We start from the raw sequence: 16,281 nt of genomic DNA, 5'->3' as shown, positions 1-16,281 counted from the left end.
GACCTCAACTTCGGCATCCAGATCGTCGGCTGCCCGATTATCCGCGAGGAGGACGGCCTGGCCAAGAGCTCGCGCAACACCTATCTCTCCGCCGAGGAGCGCGTGGCCGCGCTGTGCCTGTCGCGTGCCGTGTTCGCCGGCCAGAAGATGGTCGAGGACGGCGAGCGTGACGCCGCGACCGTGCTCGACGCCATGAAGGCCATCATCGAGGCCGAGCCGCTCGCGAAGATCGACTACGTGAAGATGGTCGACTTCGAGAACATCGTCCAGATCGAGAAGATCGCCGACGAGCCGATCCTGTGCGCCATGGCCGTTTACATCGGCAAGACGCGCCTGATCGACAACTTCATCTTCGACCCCAAGGCTGCAAAGTAGTGGCCGCTTGGCTCGAACAGAAGACGCGCCGCGGACACGTTGACGAGGGTGCCGGTGCTGGTGCGCCGGCACCTTCGCCTGCGGCGGCTGGCGCGACTGGTGCGACGGTGCCTGCTGCTAGCGCGGCGGCGCCCGCTGGTGGCGCGGCGGGTGCCGCTGGCGCGGCGGCGCCTCTCGTACCCGCCGTGGATGCCTGGGGCGACGCCATCGCCGCAGCTCCCGAGCGTATTCCCGCACCGAGGCACGCCGCTCGCGCCGCGGCAGGGGGCGCTCCGGTTCCGCCGCGCGTGTGCGCCGGGCCTGGCCGGCTGCGTGTGGCCGTTGTGGGCGCTGGCAAAGTTGGCTGTTCGCTCGGGCGTTACCTCGGCGAGAGCGCCGCGGTAGACGTGGCTGGGTTTTACTCGCGCGACGAGGCCCACGCACGCGAGGCCGTCGAGTTTGCCGGGGGCAGCGTGTTTGCCTCCCCCATCGAGGCCGTGCGCGCCGCGAACCTGCTGCTCGTGACCACGCCGGACACCACGATCGCAGACGTATGGGACGAGCTCGCGCGGGCCGCCCACGCCGGCGAGGTCAGCCTTCGAGACAAGCTTGTCGTGCATTGCTCCGGCGCGCTCTCCTCCAGTGTCTTCGCAGGTGCCCGCGAGCTTGGCGCCCACGTTTGTTCCGCGCATCCGCTCTATGCCGTGAGCAGCAGGTTCCACTGCTGGCGCGAGCTAGGCCGCGCGAGCTTCACGCTCGAGGGGGACGACTGGGCCGTGGATCTCATGGCCGGCCTCCTCCGCGCGCGCGGCAACCAGGTGACGCGCGTCGCCGCGGGTGCGAAGACCCGCTACCACGCCGCCGCCGTCATGGCGTCGAACCTCGTGGTGGGGCTGTATGACATGGCCGCCGGCGAGCTCGTGCGCTGCGGGTTTGACCGCGCCGAGGCAGAGGCCGCGCTGGCTCCCCTGTTCCTCGGCAACGCCGAGCACATCGCGAAGGATGGCGTCGAGGCATCTCTCACCGGCCCCGCCGTTCGCGGCGACCACACCACGATCGACGCCCACCTCGCCTGCCTCGAGGGGCGCGACCGCCAGGCCTACCAACTCCTGACCGAGCAGCTGGTCGACATCGTGCGCCGCCGCGCGGCCGAAGCCGGGCCACTAGCGTGAACGAGCCGCGCGCATTTACATGCCGCAATACGACATCGCGCCTACCCCTCATAGGGCAGGCGCGATTTCTATTATCGCCGGCGAATTCGCGGTTCCGCTGACGCGGCGCCCCGCTTTCTATTCCCCAAGCGTACCCCAGTCGATTAGCACGTTACGCCTAAGGTCGAGCTCTCGACGCTGAAGGCCCTCTGTCTTTGGGGCCAACTTGCGCCCGGAGCGTTTCGCCACAAGAGCGGCCAACGCGCCGAAACTGCGTGGGTCGCTGATCTGGTCAAACGTGACCGGGACGACGTCGATTCCCATGCTTTGCAGCGCCGCGGTGCGTCGCGAGTCAGAGATGGCAGACTCACCGGAATCGTGCACCATGGCTCCCTGACACTCGATGTCAACCGGCCCCGCCACGCTATTCCCCTCGAGATAGATGTCCGCACGGCACGTGCTCTTGCCGTACAGCGCCCGAGCGTCGCTTGATAGATGAATCACCTTGTTGTTCTCGATGTCCGTGAAGCCCATCCCGCCGAACCTCCGCGGAAGCCCGAGCAGCAGGCTCGCCTGCACCTCGAACGGCGAGTCGCATGGACCGGTAACCAGCTCCGTCGCCCTTTCGAGCACAGCCGCTCCCCTACGGCCTTGAACTGACTTTGCGAAACGGCGCATTTCTTCAAGCTCAACAAGTGGCGGACGCATCCAGAGACTCGTCTGCTTCCCCTTTGTTGAAGTAACCCGTTTCCAGCCGGCACATTCCGTAGAGCAGTCTCCCCAATGACGCTGGAGCAATTCCTCAAGAGAGGGGGTTGGCTTAAAGATGGAGAAGCCGCCACACACCTCGTATATCGCCATGATTAGCTGCGGAAACGGAATAGACGTAGCGAGCGTAAGCAGAGTCATTGCCGGAGAGGTGACGTTGATTCCCAGAATGTGCTCGTGAATTGACCCGAGCGGGAGCTCGGCAGTCCAGAGATGGTCGCGAAAGTGTTTACGCGAGGAAAGATCACAACGCGCCGTCACCAACCTATGCAGGGGTGTCCCAAGGATTTCGTTCACCACTGGATGAGATAAAAACTCACGCCGGTTATGGTCGCCAGAAACTCCGGGCAAAGGTGGGCATAAGCCGATTACCTGCGGTGGGACTCTATGCAACTTGAAAGCGGTTACACCGCAAAGCGTCTCTTCCATCATCACTCCAGTGTTAGTAGGTAGAGAGACGGTAGCGAGGGACTACAAGAATCTGAAGCCAAAGTCCTGTCAGTTCGACGAATGGAAGAAATACGGCGCATGAACGGCAGAGTGCAGGTAGATTCGTTAACAATGCAGCCGCCAACAACGAGGTCGCGAGCTGGAATCGCAAAACGAAAGCGCTAAGCAGTATATGGTCAAGGTGGACGGAACGGGCAAAACAAGGAGCAAATTAATTACCCGAAAAGCTCGAGCGACCCCATAAGTGGTCTGGGCGACCTCAAGAGCAACTTGGACGACCCAAAATACACCCCGGCCGTCCTAAAGAACAGCCTGATCGGTCTCAAATAACAACTCGCCCGAGAAGTATGGACCTAAAACACAAATCCCTGAGTAGACCCGACTTATAAGCTCCTGTGACCTGGGATTTTACGATTCAAAAACCTCGTCTACTCGACGAAACCTAAATCAGGTCCATACTTCTCGGGTGAGTTTAAATCTGGCGATCCGAAAGCGATGTTTGACGCTCAATTTCGGTTCTATTTGACAGCCGCTTCACGCCAAAGAGCGTCAAATACAATTGAGCAGGCAAATGAAGAGTGGGTGCCCGATTTATCGGGCACCCACTCTCGCCATTGATGCCTTCCGCCTTCGAAAAAGTCGTCACAACTGATGGCTTCCGCCTTAGAGAAAGTCGTCACAACCGGCTAGCAGTAGCTAACGAGGAGGCGTTCCATATCGCGTGGGCCCTCCTGAGGCAGGAAGGTGAAGGCCTTGATCGGCTGGGCGGAAAAGCCGTGCTCGTGGAGGGTGTCGAGCGAGTCATCCGTAGCATACGAATGCGAATCCACGGGGACAGCGAGGACGCAGTGCAAGCCGGCATCGGCGTGCTCGAGGCGAGCGCCAGGGCCAAAGGCGCCCGCGGCAACCATCTCGCGGAGACGATCGCGCACGTCGCGGGCGCGCTTGCGCACGCGGGCGACATGCCGCTCGTAGCTGCCGTCTTCCAGGATTCGCGCCAGCGTCACCTGATCGACCGTGCTCACCGTCGACGAGTAAAACCCGAGTTCAGAGGTGTACCGTTCCATCAGGCTATCGGGAAGCACCATATAAGCGAGACGCAGCGCCGAGCCAAGGCTCTTCGAGAACGTGTTCGTGTAGATCACGCGCCCCATCGCGTCGACGCTCGCGAGCGCGGGAACGGGCCGCCCCGCGAGCCTGAACTCGCAGTCATAGTCGTCCTCGATAATCCAGCGCTCCCCCGCCGACGAATCCGCGGCCCATCCCAGCAGCTCATAGCGCCTACCGATGCTCGTCACGCACCCCGTCGGGAACTGGTGCGACGGCATGACGTGCATCACGCCAACATCGCTCGCCGCCAGAGCGTCAACGCGAACGCCCGCCTCGTCAATGGGGACATGCCTCACCTCGACGCCGTTCGCCGCATAAAGCCGCATCAGGCGAGGATAACCGGGATCCTCGACACCATAGGCGCGCTCGCGACCAAGAAGCTGCACGATGCACGAGTCGAGAATCTGCGCGCCCGCTCCAACCACAACGTTCTCCGGGTCGACCACCATTCCCCTCGTCTGGCGCAGGTGGGACGCGATTGCCTCCCGCAGACGGGGCGTCCCCTTCGCGGGAGCCGGGGCGAAGAGCTCGGCCTCTGACTCGGAGGCAAGCGCCTGGCGAAGCGCGCGGGTCCAGAGGCTCGCCGCATCCTGCTCCGCGCCGCGCGCCCCAAGAGCGAAGTCAACCGAGCGCGACTCCTCGTCGCGTCCCGGCATCCGCGGCGCTTCGCCGGCCATCACCCCCGCACGCGCGCCGAGAGCCGGCGCCACAGATCCCCGCAGGTCGCACACGAAGTAGCCGCTACGCGGCCGCGACTCGACGTACCCCTCGACGACCAGCTGGCGATACGCGCCCTCCACGGTCACGACGCTCACCCCAAGATGCTCCGCCAACGCGCGCTTCGACGGCAGGCGCGCGCCCTCGCGAAGCTCGCCAGATGCGATGTCATCGCGAATCCGCTGGTAGAGATAGTCATAGAGGCTCTCGTCACCACGCAAGCCAAGATCGTAGTCAAGCATCTGGCCTTATCGCTCCCCCGCATCTGACCTTACTCTGACCTTCTAAGTTTCTCTCAGTTTGGATATTTTGCCAAGGCCAGTTCCAGCGTAGCCTTTGTCCTCGAAAGTCATCGGTGGCTGCGCAAACCAGCCACCGCGACCCAAAGCAAGCAACGAAGGAGACCAACATGGAGAACGAGACCCAGGACCGCGTAGCCCTCAACCGCCAGCTCGCCCAGATGCTCAAGAGCGGCGTCATCATGGACGTCACCACGCCCGAGCAGGCGCGCATTGCCGAGGAGGCCGGCGCCTGCGCCGTCATGGCCCTCGAGCGCATCCCGGCCGACATCCGCGCCGCCGGCGGCGTCAGCCGCATGAGCGACCCGGCCATGATCCGCGGCATCCAGGAGGCCGTCTCCATCCCCGTCATGGCCAAGTGCCGCATCGGCCACATCGTCGAGGCGCAGATCCTCCAGGCCATCGAGATCGACTACATCGACGAGTCCGAGGTCCTCACCCCCGCCGATGACACCTACCACATCGACAAGACCGCCTTCGACGTGCCGTTCGTCTGCGGCGCCCGCGACCTCGGCGAGGCTCTTCGCCGCATCGCGGAGGGTGCCACGATGATTCGCACCAAGGGCGAGCCGGGCACCGGCGACGTCGTCCAGGCCGTGCGCCACATGCGCAAGATCCAGAAGCAGATCCGCGACACCGTCGCCCTGCGCGACGACGAGCTCTTCGAGGCCGCCAAGCAGCTCAGCGTCCCCGTTAGCCTCCTGCGCGAGGTCCACGAGACCGGCAAGCTCCCCGTCGTGAACTTCGCCGCCGGCGGCGTGGCCACCCCCGCCGACGCCGCGCTCATGATGCAGCTCGGCGCCGAGGGCGTCTTCGTGGGCTCCGGCATCTTCAAGAGCGGCGACCCGGCCAAGCGCGCCGACGCCATCGTCAAGGCCGTCGCAAACTACCAGGACGCCAAGCTCATCGCCCAGCTCTCCGAGAACCTCGGCGAGGCCATGGTGGGCATCAACGCCGACGAGATCGACACCATCATGGAAGAGCGTGGCCGCTAATGGCGTGCACGACCGCAATCCTCGCAGTCCAGGGCGCCTTCGCCGAGCACGAGCAGATGCTCGACCGCCTCGGAGCGAACTGGATCGAGCTCAGGCAGGCGTCTGACCTCGAGCGGCCCTTCGACCGCCTCATCCTCCCCGGCGGCGAGTCGACCACGCAGGGCAAGCTCCTGGACGAACTCGGCATGCTCGAGCCGCTCCGCAGGCGCATCGAGGAGGGCATGCCAACGCTGGGCACCTGCGCGGGCATGATCCTCCTGGCCAAGACGCTCGCGGCACACGACGACAAGGGCACGCCGCGCCTCGCCACGATGGACGTCGAGGTCGAGCGCAACGCCTACGGCAGGCAGCTCGGGAGCTTCCATGCGAACGCGGAGCTCGAGGGCATCTGTGAGGTCCCGATGACGTTCATCCGCGCGCCGAGGATCGTCTCCGCGGGTGAGACCGCCGAGGTGCTCGCGACCGTCGATGGCCGCATTGTCGCCGCGCGCCAGGGCAACCAGCTCGCCCTCGCCTTCCACCCCGAGCTGGACAAGGACACGCGCATCCACGAGCTGTTCCTATCGCTCTAGCGTGGCATCCTCGAGCGTTAATGCCGTCCCATTTGGAACCACTCCGGGCGCAGAGGCGATCTGAGCGTCTCTGCGCCCTACCGCGCCGCATTTCACGCAGGCGGCTGGCGGGTGGGTCGACTGCACCGCCCTCGCGGCAACGCCGCACAACCAAATAAACTCCGGTCGCTCCGGTTGGATAGTCTTGCAGGGCCCATCTCCAATCGCCCGCGACCAAGCCATGGCTCAGCGGGGCCGTCGCCAAACCGGTTGGCGACGGCCCCGCTCTTAAGGCGACCCCGCCGGGGACGTCACTGACGTGGCTGCCCTGGCGGCTTAGCCAGATCCCCGCACCATCGGCCGCGTGATGGCCAACCAGGAAGAGTCCCGTCGGTTCGCGCCGGCGGGGCTCTTTTTCGTCGCGGGCACCGTGCGCATCGCGCCCATCACGGATGCCACGGGTGTCGCGAGCGTCGCAGGCACCGCTCGCGTCGCGCAATTACGATGGGCTTCGGGCGTGGCATCTCGCGTCGGAGTCCCTTGAGGTGTACCGTATATCCGTTAGACGCGCGACATCGCGCGCAAAGCGCTAAAGAGAGCGAGAACAATGCAGCTCAACATGCTCAAGGGCAAGATTCACCGCGCCACGGTCACCCAGGCCGAGCTCGACTACGTCGGCTCCATCACCATCGACCAAGACCTCCTGGACGCCTCCGGCATCCGCGAGTACGAGAAGGTTCAGGTCGCGGATGTCGACAACGGCAGCCGCCTCGAGACCTACGCCATCGCCGGCGAGGCAGGCAGCGGCGTCATCTGCCTGAACGGTGCCGCCGCCCACCTCGTGAACGTTGGCGATAAGGTCATCATCATGTGCTACTGCCAGATGACCCCGGAGGAGGCCTCCGAGCACGCGCCGCACGTCGTCTTCGTCGACGAGAACAACGCGCCCGCCCGCATCACCCGCTACGAGCGTCACGGCCGTCTCGAGGACATGGCCTAGGCAAGCACGTAACTGCCCGCAGGAGAGTACCCGCACGGCATGCGCGCCAGGCCTCGCACCGCGCGCAGAACCACACGCACGACAACCACCCAGCAGCCGCGGAGAGGACCAGACATGAGCGAAGGCTACCAGCCCCAGACCCCGCAGGGTAGCAACGGCACGCCCGGCCAGCCCGCGCCGCAGCCGGTGCCCCAGCCGCAGCCGCAGCCCGCGCCCGCGCCCACTCCGCAGGTCCCCGTCATCGAGAGCGCGAGCGCCACGACCTCCCCGGACAACCACTCCGGTCCCGGCGTCTACGTCATCCTCGCCATCGGCCTGGCGCTCATCATCGCCTCCTCCCTCGTCCTCGCGAACACGTTTGGCGAGGTCCTCTCCGAGGTAGCAGACATCGTCGCGGAGGAGTACCCGGACGAGGAGTGGGACTTCGACGAGCTCGACCACTATTTCGACGACGGCACCCACAGCACCGACGCCGACCTCACGGCCGACAACATCTTCGAGACTCGCATCGGCTGCGCGGACGAGTCCGTCAACTCCTACGTCTACGCGAGTGATTACGACGGCTCGCAGCAGGCCGTCAGCGAGTTCGTGTTCGCCCTCACCAAGGCGGACGGCGACAGTACCAACCTCCTCTCCATGCACCTCCGCGCCGCGATGGGCGCCACGGACGCCGCCACTCGCACCGAGGAGCTCGACGCCGCGGCACAGGTGGTCGCCGATGCCCAGGCCTCGATTCAGGCGGTCGAGGTACCCGGCACGAACCGCGTGAGCGGCGTCAAGGCCGACTCGATCATCGACGCCCTCGGGGACGCCAAAGAGGACTGCGCCGAGCGCTGGGGCGCAATCGCCAAGTTGGTCGACATCCTCAGGTCGCCCGACGGCCACACCACAGACGAGCTCGCCGAGCTGGACGAGGAAGCGTCCAACATCGTCGACATCGCCATTCGCCTCACGACGGCCCTCACCGATTCGGCCTCGTACAAGTAGCGGAGCACCCAGGGCGCATGCCGCACATGGAACGCGCGGGGACGGTCACTCGCCATACCCCGCACACACGCTACGCACGGGAACGCCCGCTCGCCATACCCCGCAGCACATCCCGCACTCAACCATCAGGAGAAACCATGAGCCAGGCAGACAAGCTCTTCTGCGCCATGTGCGAAGACATCATCGAGAACGGCACCACCACCGAGGGGCAGAAGGTCCGCCCGCGCTGGGAGGACGGCACCCCCGCCTACACCATCAAGCAGTTTGGCGTGGTCAACCGCTATGACCTGCGCCGCGAGTTCCCCGCCCTCACCCTCCGCCGCACCGCCCTCAAGAGCGCCATGGACGAGGTCCTCTGGATCTACCAGCGCAAATCCAACAACATCAACGACCTCAACTCCCACATCTGGGACGAGTGGGCCGACGAGACGGGCTCTATCGGCAAGGCCTACGGCTACCAGATCGGCCAGAAGAGCCACTACCCCGAGGGCGACTTCGACCAGATGGACCGTGTGCTCTATGACCTCGAGCACACGCCCTTCTCGCGCCGCATCATGACGAACACCTACGTCTTCGCGGACCTCTCCGAGATGCACCTCTATCCGTGCGCCTACAGCGTGACCTACAACGTCACCCAGACGCCCGGTGACGACCGCCTCACCCTCAACATGCTGCTCAACCAGCGCAGCCAGGACATCCTCGCCGCCAACAACTGGAACGTCTGCCAGTACGCGATCCTCCTCATGATGGTCGCGCAGTCCGTGGGCATGATTCCCGGCGAGCTCGTCCATGTCATCGCGGACGCCCACATCTACGATCGCCACGTCGACATCATCCGCGAGCTCATCTCGAGGCCGCAGTATCCCGCGCCGCGCGTCTCGCTCAACCCCGAGGTCACGAACTTCTATGACTTCACGACGACGGACCTCATCGTCGAGGGATACGAGCACGGCCCGCAGGTCAAGAACATCCCCATCGCGGTGTAGCCCATGCGTGACGAGAAGAACATGCAGGTGGCAGAGTCTGTCAGTGCCGGCGCCAACCTCCGCGCTCCCCTGCCCAACCTCAACGTGATCGTCGCCGTCTGCGACGACTGGGGCATCGGCATCGGCGGCGGCATGCTTGTGGACAACCGCGCAGACATGCGCCACTTCGTGCGCCACACGAAGGGTCACACCGTCCTCATGGGCCGCAAGACCCTCGAGAGCTTCCCGGGAGGACAACCGCTCAAGGGCCGCCGCAACGTCGTCATCACGCGCGACTCCGGGTTTGCGCGCGGGGGCGTCGACGTCGCCCATAGCATCGACGAGGCCCTCGCCATGGTCGAGGACGATCCCGAGGTCTGGCTCATCGGCGGCGGAATGATCTACCGCGAGCTCCTCCCCCTCTGCACGCGCGCGGAGATCACGAAGAACCACTGCGTGCGTCCGGCGGACACGTTCTTCCCCAACTTGGACGAGGACCCCACCTGGCACGTCGCGGGCTCCGTGTCGCTCGACGACGAAGGGAACCCCCTCGTCACGCCAGAGGGGATTCCCTTCGAATTCGTTACCTATACGCGCGAGTAGCCACCAGGCGCGTGCGAGTCTACTCCATGAGCGTCGAGGGATCGGCGCCGGCGAAGATCGCGCTGACCACCTGGTCCTCGTCCGCGAACTCCCAGGTCTTGCCGTTCTTCTCGAGGTCGAGCGTGACGCTGGCAGTCTTGGTGGGCGCGTCGTCAGCAGCGAGCCTCTCGACGAACTGACCCATGACCTTGGCGAGCATACCGTCCTCGCCGAGGTTCGTGTAGTCGTCAACCGCCTCATCGGACGTGAGATAGGCGGTCACGTCATCCGTCCAGCTCGCTGCGACGGTCGCGAAGTCGAGGTTGGTGACAGAAAGCGACACCGTGGCGGTATCGTCGGAGATGGAGACGTCCTCGACCTCGTAGTCGAAGCGCTTGACGCAGGCGTTGTAGAGCTCGGTCGCATCGATGCCATACTTCTGGAGCTCGGCGATCTCATCGTCACCGAAGACCTCCTTAATATTGGCGTCAGTGACCTGCTCGAGCTGGCCAAACTGCTCCTTGAGCATGCTCTTGATGGCATCTTCCTGGGACTCTCCGCAGGCAGAAAGTCCTGCGACGGAGACGGTGGCGAGGGCCGCAGTGGCGAAGAGCGTTAGTGCCTTGCGGGCGAGCGGACGTAGCTTCATTGCGATTCTCCCATTCTTGTTGTGCGGCCCCTGATGGCCGCCTGCTTCCAGCCTAACAGGTTGAAAGATAGCTGAAACGGGGGGGGGTATGCAATTTGCGGGCGACGAATCGGCGTGGTGGTCGGTATGTGGAGGCAAGTGGCGATGAGTGATCGCCCGTGTACGTCCGAAGCCGCAGGTTGCGCATGATGAGCGTGCGTTGGCTGTCCACGCGTGTTGGCGGCTCGCGTGTGCTGGCGGAACCGCACATTGCCGGTGTAGATGAAAAGCCGAATCCATCCCTGGCCCGGCGAGATGGCGTACAATGACGTGCAAGTTAGCCATCTCGAACATTCAGGGCTCGAACGAGCCTCCTTTGGAGGAACCATGGGCGCAAACATCATCAACGTCGCGATCGTCACCGTCGTTTTCGTTGCGGCGCTGCTCGTCATTCGCAACTACATCGCGCGAGGCGGCAAGGGGGACTGCTGCGGGGGAGCAGATGCCGTGCGCTCGCGTGGCCCCAGGGACAAGGACGCCTCCCACTACCCTTTCGCCTATGACGTCGTGGTCAAAGGCATGAGCTGTGAGAACTGCGCGAAGCGCATTGCGAACGCGTTCAACTCTCGGCCCGACACCATGGCCAAGGTCTCCCTCGCGGAGGGTATTGCCCACGTGCGGACCAAGCAGGCGGCCAACCAAGATGACCTTCGCCGCGTGGTGCGCAGCGAGGGCTACGGCGTCGGCGCCGTAAGCGAGCGCTAGGACGCCGATAGCGGCGTTAAGCATGTCAAAACGCGAGCCTCTGTCGATCCGTTGAGCCCGCCTGGCTGACGCATCCAAACACATGGCCTCCCCCACCACTTTTCCCGTTTTTCCTGCGCCTTTACAGCTCAAGCGCATTGCTGGTTATGTCAAGAATCGGTAAAGTATTGGGGTTATGACTGTACTTAGCCAGACGAACCACGGGGACGCATGAGCAACAACCTCCACCATCCCGAGAACACCAACGAGAAGGCATCCGCCGCACGCGAGGAAGGCGTGGCAGCCCGCGAGAAGACGCCCGCCACACGCGAGGAGGACGCGGCAGCCCGCGAGACATCCGCTGCGAACGAAGCAGGCGCGGCAGCCCGCGAAGCTACCGGCGTTCGCGAAGCCACCGCCACACGCAAGACATCCGACACCCGCAAGGCCACCACCCGCGTGGCCTCCGCCCGCAGCAAGGCCGCCGCCATCCGCGATGCGGCCGCTGCCCAGCTCGCCCGCTTCGACGATGCCCTCGCCCACCTGTTCGGGTTCGTCCCCGCCCCCGTCTCGCGCGCAACCGCCTGGCTCGCCGCGGCGATCTGTCACGTGAGCACCGTCCTGTGGCTCGTCCCGTTCATCGCCCTTGCCGTCCTCTTCATCTTCCTCGCGCGTCAAAACCTGCTCATCTGCAGCACCGAGGCGCTCAACCAGGTCGTAAAGGTCATCTGCCTCGGCATCTTGGTCGCGCTCTTTCGCGAGCCAATCCTCAACGCGCTCGACGGCCTCGGCCGCTCAAAGGATGCCCGCACGCACTTGGCTGGCCTCGTCATCGAGCTGCTTCGCGCCATCGTGGCCCTCGCCATCTGCACCATCTGCGCCGTCGTCGCCATCGAGACGCCCTGGAACGAGGGCGCCCTCAGCGTATCGGTCGAGCACATCCTCATTGACGTCACCTTCATCGGCTCGGTCGTGCTCATCGCCTACTTCCTCGGCCAGCGCCGCGGCGTGATGCCCGCGATATGGCTCGTCGCCCTCTTCGCCCTCGGCATCGGGCAGGCGTTCGTCGCCGAGTTCAGGGGCGCCGCCCTCCTCCCGACGGACCTCCTCGCCCTGAGCACCGCCGCGGAGGTCTCCGCCGGATATACCTATACCGTGACGGACCCCATGCTCACCGCCGGGAGCGCCCTCGGCGTCGGCCTCATCGCCTGCTGTCTCATCCGCCCCGCGACGCCGGCGCCAGGCCGCGTTCGCATCATCCGCCCCATCGCAAACATCGCCCTCGGCATCCTGTGCCTGGTCACGCTCCAGAACGCGTTCTCGGACATCGACCTCACCAAGGACTACGGAATCAACACCGACGTATGGAACCCCATCTCGAGCTACCACGCGGACGGCCTGGTTCCCCACTTCCTCAGCATGGTGCAGCACATGGCGATCGACATGCCCGCAGGCTATTCTGACGATGTCGCCCTCGAGGACGAGCAGACCCTCGCCTCGCTGTACCAGAACGCCAAGAGCGACTCGTATCCCTACACCCAGGCGCAGTTCGCGGACACGAAGCCCAGCGTCATCTGCGTCATGAACGAGACCTTCTCAGACCTCTCGATGCTCGACGGCCTCGGGATCGGCTATACGGGCCCCGCCTACTTCAACTCGATTGACGACGCGCTCGTGCGTGGCGAGCTCGAGGTTTCCGCCTACGGCGGAGGCACCTGCAACTCCGAGTTCGAGTTCATGACCGGAGCCACCCTAGGCTACATCGGCAACGCCAAGTACCCTTACACGCTCTATGACCTCAGCGATGTCGACAACCTCGTCACCCAGTTCGCCGACATGGGATATGACACGACGGCAATCCACCCCTGCGCCCCCACGAACTGGAAGCGCAACATCGTCTACAGGGCCTTCGGGTTCGACCGCTTCCTCTCCGCGGAGGACTTCGCGGGCGCGCCCGGATTCCACTCCGGCGTCACAGACGCCGCGACCTACGAGAGCGTGCTCGACCGCCTCCGCAGCAACGAGGCCCCGCAGTTCATCCTCGACGTCACCATCCAGAACCACAGCGGTTACGACCAGAACAACATCGACGAGTCGCTTCTTCCGGGCTACACCTTCCCGTTCGCGGAGGATGACGCCGCGCTCACGAGTCAACTCAACGAGTACCTCGCCTGCATCAACGCCTCGGACCGCGACCTCCAGTGGTTCATGGAGGAGCTTCGTAATCTCGACCGCCCCGTCATGCTCGTGTTCTTTGGCGATCACCAGCCGGGCGTCTCCGGATACGCGAACGACGCGCTCTTCACCGAAGACGTTGGCGCCGCCCATGGCGCCCGTGCCTATCGCACGAACTACTTCGTCTGGACGAACTACGAGGTCGCCGGCGCTGGCGACATGCGCTGGGAGGACGCCTCCTCGTCGACGCTGGGCGCCCTCGCGCTCGACGCCATCGGCGCTCCCCTCACGGACTTCCAGAAGGCGCAACTTGGCGCCCGCATGTACATGCCGATGATTAACATGTTTGCTTACAAGGACAACGAGGGCGGCTGGCACTCCGTCGCGGACGCCACGCCCAGCCAGAAGGCTTCCAGCGGCGATGGCGGGGACGGCGGCAACGGAGACGATGCGCCAACGCCGGATAACGAGTCCTGGGCCGCCGCCGCTGAATCCTGCCGCCTCCTCCAGAACGTTCAGTACCTCGAGTTTGCGAAGCGGGTGTCTTAGGCACGATGAGCAGCAGCGCGGACAAGGACCGTTCGATGCGCGAGCGCCCGTCTCGCGCCACCCTCGTCTGGGCGCTGCCGTATCCCGTGCTGGCTCTCGCGCTCGTCATCTGGCTCGCACTCGGCCTGGTCGAGGGAGACGCCGTGACGGTCGCCAGCTGCTCTGTTGCCGCCGCCGCAGTCGTTGGTGCGTGCGCGCTGGTCACGCTCTCCCGCGATAGGGTTCGGGGGTCCTACCTGGCAGACGCCGGGCTACTCGTCGCCGCCAGCGTCGCCGCAGCGTTCGCGCTCGAGGTCAGCTGGTGCCGCGGCAACCTCGCCGTCGAGCCGAAGTTCCTCGCGCTCGAAGCCGGGTTTGCCTTGCTCGCGCTCCTTGCCCTTTACCTCGTCTTCCAACGCAGGGGCATTGGCGCCGGCATCGGCATCGGCGTCTTCTGCGCGATGGGCCTCGCCCAGTACTTCGTGCGCGTCCATAAGGGCACCGCGATCCTGCCGTCAGACGTCCTCGGCATGGCCACGGCGATGTCCGTCGCAGGCGGCTACGTCTATAAGGTCGACGGCACAGTAATTCTCGGCATCGCCATCGCCGCAGTTGGCTGGTGTCTCTGCTCGCTCATGCACGGACGCGAGGCAGATTCCGAGAAGGGCCGCGCGCCTCGCCGGTGCAAGGAGGCGGCTTCCGAGAAGGGTCGCGTGCCCCGCCGGCGCAAGCTCGCCGTCGCCGGCAACCTCGGCGTCGCGGCAGCATGCGTGGGCTCATTCGTGGCGGTGGTCGCGTTCGTGGACTTTGGCGTCGTGCTCGGCGTACACGTCGACGGATGGGACACCGCTCGCAGCTACGAGCGCTACGGAGCCATCACGAGCTTCATCGCCGCGGCTCAGGACCTCGAGATTCCTCGCCCCGCCGGCTACTCCTCCGCGCAGGCCGTCGCAGACGAACAGGAGCTGACAGACGACCACGCGTCGAGCGTCGACTCGGACGCTCGCGCCGCCGCGCAAGCCCAGTTCGCGGAGACGTGCCCAAGCATCGTGTGCGTGATGAACGAGAGCTTCAGCGACATGTCTCTCTACGACGGGCTAGGCGTGGGCTACGAGGGTCCCGCGTACTTCAACTCGATCGACGACGCGCTCGTGCGCGGGCAGCTCGCCGTCTCCACCTACGCAGGCGGGACCTGCAACACGGAGTTCGAGTTCCTCACCGGCAATACCCTGGGATACCTCGGCAAAGGCGCGTATCCGTATACGCTCTACGACCTCTCGACGACGGACAACCTCGCCTCTCAGCTGTCGAGCCTGGGCTATGACACGTGCGCGATTCACCCCAACCTCGGCACGAACTGGAACCGCGAGGGTATCTACGCCGGCTTTGGGTTTGACGAGTTCCTCACCATCGACAGGTTCGAGGACGCGCCGCAGTTCCACAGCGGCGTCACCGACGCAGCCACGTACGAGGAGGTCCTCGGGCGCCTGCGCGGCTCGAGCAACCCGCAGTTTATCTTCGACGTGACGATGCAGAATCACAGCAGCTACGACCAGAACAACATCGATCCGGGCCTATTGCGCGGCTACGAGCCTGACTACCTAGACGAGTCGCAGGCGGCGGAGCTCAACGAATACCTCGCGTGTATTGACGCCTCGGATCGCGACCTCGAGTGGTTTATCGGAGAGTTGCGCAAGCTCGACCGACCGGTGCTCCTTGTCTTTTTCGGAGACCATCAGGCAAGCGTTTCTGCCGCCGTCAACGATGCCATGTTCCCGGACGAGGCCGACCAGACCCACGGAGCGCGCACGTACCTCACCAACTACCTCGTCTGGGCGAACTATGACGTGGCGGGCGCTGGAAGCATGCGCGTCGAGGAGGCCTCCTCGAGCACGCTGGGGGCGCTCGCCCTCGACGCCGTCGGCGCTCCCCTCTCGGGCTATCAGGAGGCGCAGCTGGGCGCACGCCTGTCGATGCCGACGATTGGCGCACTCTCGTACACGGATGTCGAGGACCGTCACCATGCGACGGGCGGCCTCAAGACGCTTGCCGGCGCCGATCCCAACGGCGACCCAGCCGCGCGTGCCCGCGACGCCTACCTCAAGCTCGCCCGCGTGCAGTACCACCGCTTCGCCGAGCACGTGCAGTAGCGGGGCCACGTCCGCGCGTCTTCCGCGGCCGGTGCCCGACGCGCTCTCCGCGGCCGAAGCTCACACGAGCACGCACAGCAGCCAGCACGCATGACCGGCGCGCACAACGCAGCAGGTGCGCATGATT

14 protein-coding genes are annotated in these 16,281 nt (G+C 64.9%); 11 read left to right on the top strand and 3 right to left on the bottom strand.

The window, feature by feature from the left end:
- Positions 1–375: pantoate--beta-alanine ligase (locus Q0H23_RS01945; protein ID WP_293835123.1), on the top strand; the 375-nt coding region annotated here is incomplete at its 5' end.
- Positions 375–1,526 carry a Rossmann-like and DUF2520 domain-containing protein gene (locus tag Q0H23_RS01940; RefSeq protein ID WP_293835120.1) on the top strand — a complete coding sequence of 384 codons (1,152 nt, stop codon included), beginning with the start codon at positions 375–377 and terminating at the stop codon, positions 1,524–1,526. The genes Q0H23_RS01945 and Q0H23_RS01940, both read left to right, overlap by 1 nt.
- Positions 1,527–1,643: 117 nt before the next feature.
- Here Q0H23_RS01940 and Q0H23_RS01935 read toward each other — a convergent pair whose 3' ends face one another.
- Positions 1,644–2,138 carry a hypothetical protein gene (locus Q0H23_RS01935; protein ID WP_293815562.1) on the bottom strand — a complete coding sequence of 165 codons (495 nt, stop codon included), beginning with the start codon at positions 2,136–2,138 and terminating at the stop codon, positions 1,644–1,646.
- 1,271 nt (positions 2,139–3,409) lie between these two features.
- The gene (locus Q0H23_RS01930) at positions 3,410–4,792 is read right to left on the bottom strand and encodes a PLP-dependent aminotransferase family protein (RefSeq protein ID WP_293835117.1); all 1,383 of its coding nucleotides are present in this window, start codon (positions 4,790–4,792) and stop codon (positions 3,410–3,412) included.
- 167 nt (positions 4,793–4,959) lie between these two features.
- On the opposite strand from Q0H23_RS01930, the gene pdxS reads away from it, so the two are divergent.
- The 6 genes from pdxS (at position 4,960) to Q0H23_RS01900 (ending at position 9,950) form a co-directional block, all read left to right on the top strand.
- Positions 4,960–5,844, top strand: a complete 885-nt coding sequence (gene pdxS, locus Q0H23_RS01925; protein ID WP_293835115.1) for a pyridoxal 5'-phosphate synthase lyase subunit PdxS — start codon at positions 4,960–4,962, stop codon at positions 5,842–5,844.
- Positions 5,844–6,416: a pyridoxal 5'-phosphate synthase glutaminase subunit PdxT gene (pdxT, locus tag Q0H23_RS01920; RefSeq protein ID WP_293835113.1), complete on the top strand. Its 573-nt coding sequence runs from the start codon at positions 5,844–5,846 to the stop codon at positions 6,414–6,416. The genes pdxS and pdxT overlap by 1 nt, the downstream gene beginning before the upstream one ends.
- 586 nt (positions 6,417–7,002) lie before the next feature.
- Positions 7,003–7,395: an aspartate 1-decarboxylase gene (panD, locus tag Q0H23_RS01915; RefSeq protein ID WP_293815554.1), complete on the top strand. Its 393-nt coding sequence runs from the start codon at positions 7,003–7,005 to the stop codon at positions 7,393–7,395.
- Between the two features lie 114 nt (positions 7,396–7,509).
- Complete coding sequence (locus Q0H23_RS01910) at positions 7,510–8,382, top strand: hypothetical protein (RefSeq protein WP_293835110.1); 873 nt, start codon at positions 7,510–7,512, stop codon at positions 8,380–8,382.
- Between the two features lie 137 nt (positions 8,383–8,519).
- Entirely contained in the window at positions 8,520–9,368 is an 849-nt protein-coding gene (gene thyA / locus Q0H23_RS01905; protein ID WP_293835108.1) for a thymidylate synthase, read from the top strand.
- 21 nt (positions 9,369–9,389) lie between these two features.
- Complete coding sequence (locus Q0H23_RS01900; RefSeq protein WP_293835128.1) at positions 9,390–9,950, top strand: dihydrofolate reductase; 561 nt, start codon at positions 9,390–9,392, stop codon at positions 9,948–9,950.
- A 19-nt stretch (positions 9,951–9,969) separates the two neighbouring features.
- Here Q0H23_RS01900 and Q0H23_RS01895 read toward each other — a convergent pair whose 3' ends face one another.
- Positions 9,970–10,578: a hypothetical protein gene (locus Q0H23_RS01895; RefSeq protein ID WP_293835105.1), complete on the bottom strand. Its 609-nt coding sequence runs from the start codon at positions 10,576–10,578 to the stop codon at positions 9,970–9,972.
- Positions 10,579–10,944: 366 nt separating this feature from the next.
- Between Q0H23_RS01895 and Q0H23_RS01890 the strand changes: the two genes are divergently transcribed.
- The 3 genes from Q0H23_RS01890 (at position 10,945) to Q0H23_RS01880 (ending at position 16,154) form a co-directional block, all read left to right on the top strand.
- Complete coding sequence (locus Q0H23_RS01890; RefSeq protein WP_293815544.1) at positions 10,945–11,322, top strand: heavy metal-associated domain-containing protein; 378 nt, start codon at positions 10,945–10,947, stop codon at positions 11,320–11,322.
- Between the two features lie 210 nt (positions 11,323–11,532).
- Positions 11,533–14,025, top strand: a complete 2,493-nt coding sequence (locus Q0H23_RS01885) for an LTA synthase family protein (protein ID WP_293835103.1) — start codon at positions 11,533–11,535, stop codon at positions 14,023–14,025.
- Positions 14,026–14,060: 35 nt separating this feature from the next.
- A complete protein-coding gene (locus Q0H23_RS01880) occupies positions 14,061–16,154 on the top strand; it encodes an LTA synthase family protein (RefSeq protein WP_293835101.1) in 2,094 nt (697 codons plus the stop codon).
- Positions 16,155–16,281: the final 127 nt, after the last annotated feature.

It is taken from the genome of uncultured Parolsenella sp., from assembly GCF_934660935.1.
Classification (GTDB): Bacteria; Actinomycetota; Coriobacteriia; order Coriobacteriales; family Atopobiaceae; genus Parolsenella.
The sequence above is the reverse complement of the archived record's forward strand: the minus strand, read 5'-3'. Positions and strand labels throughout refer to the sequence as shown.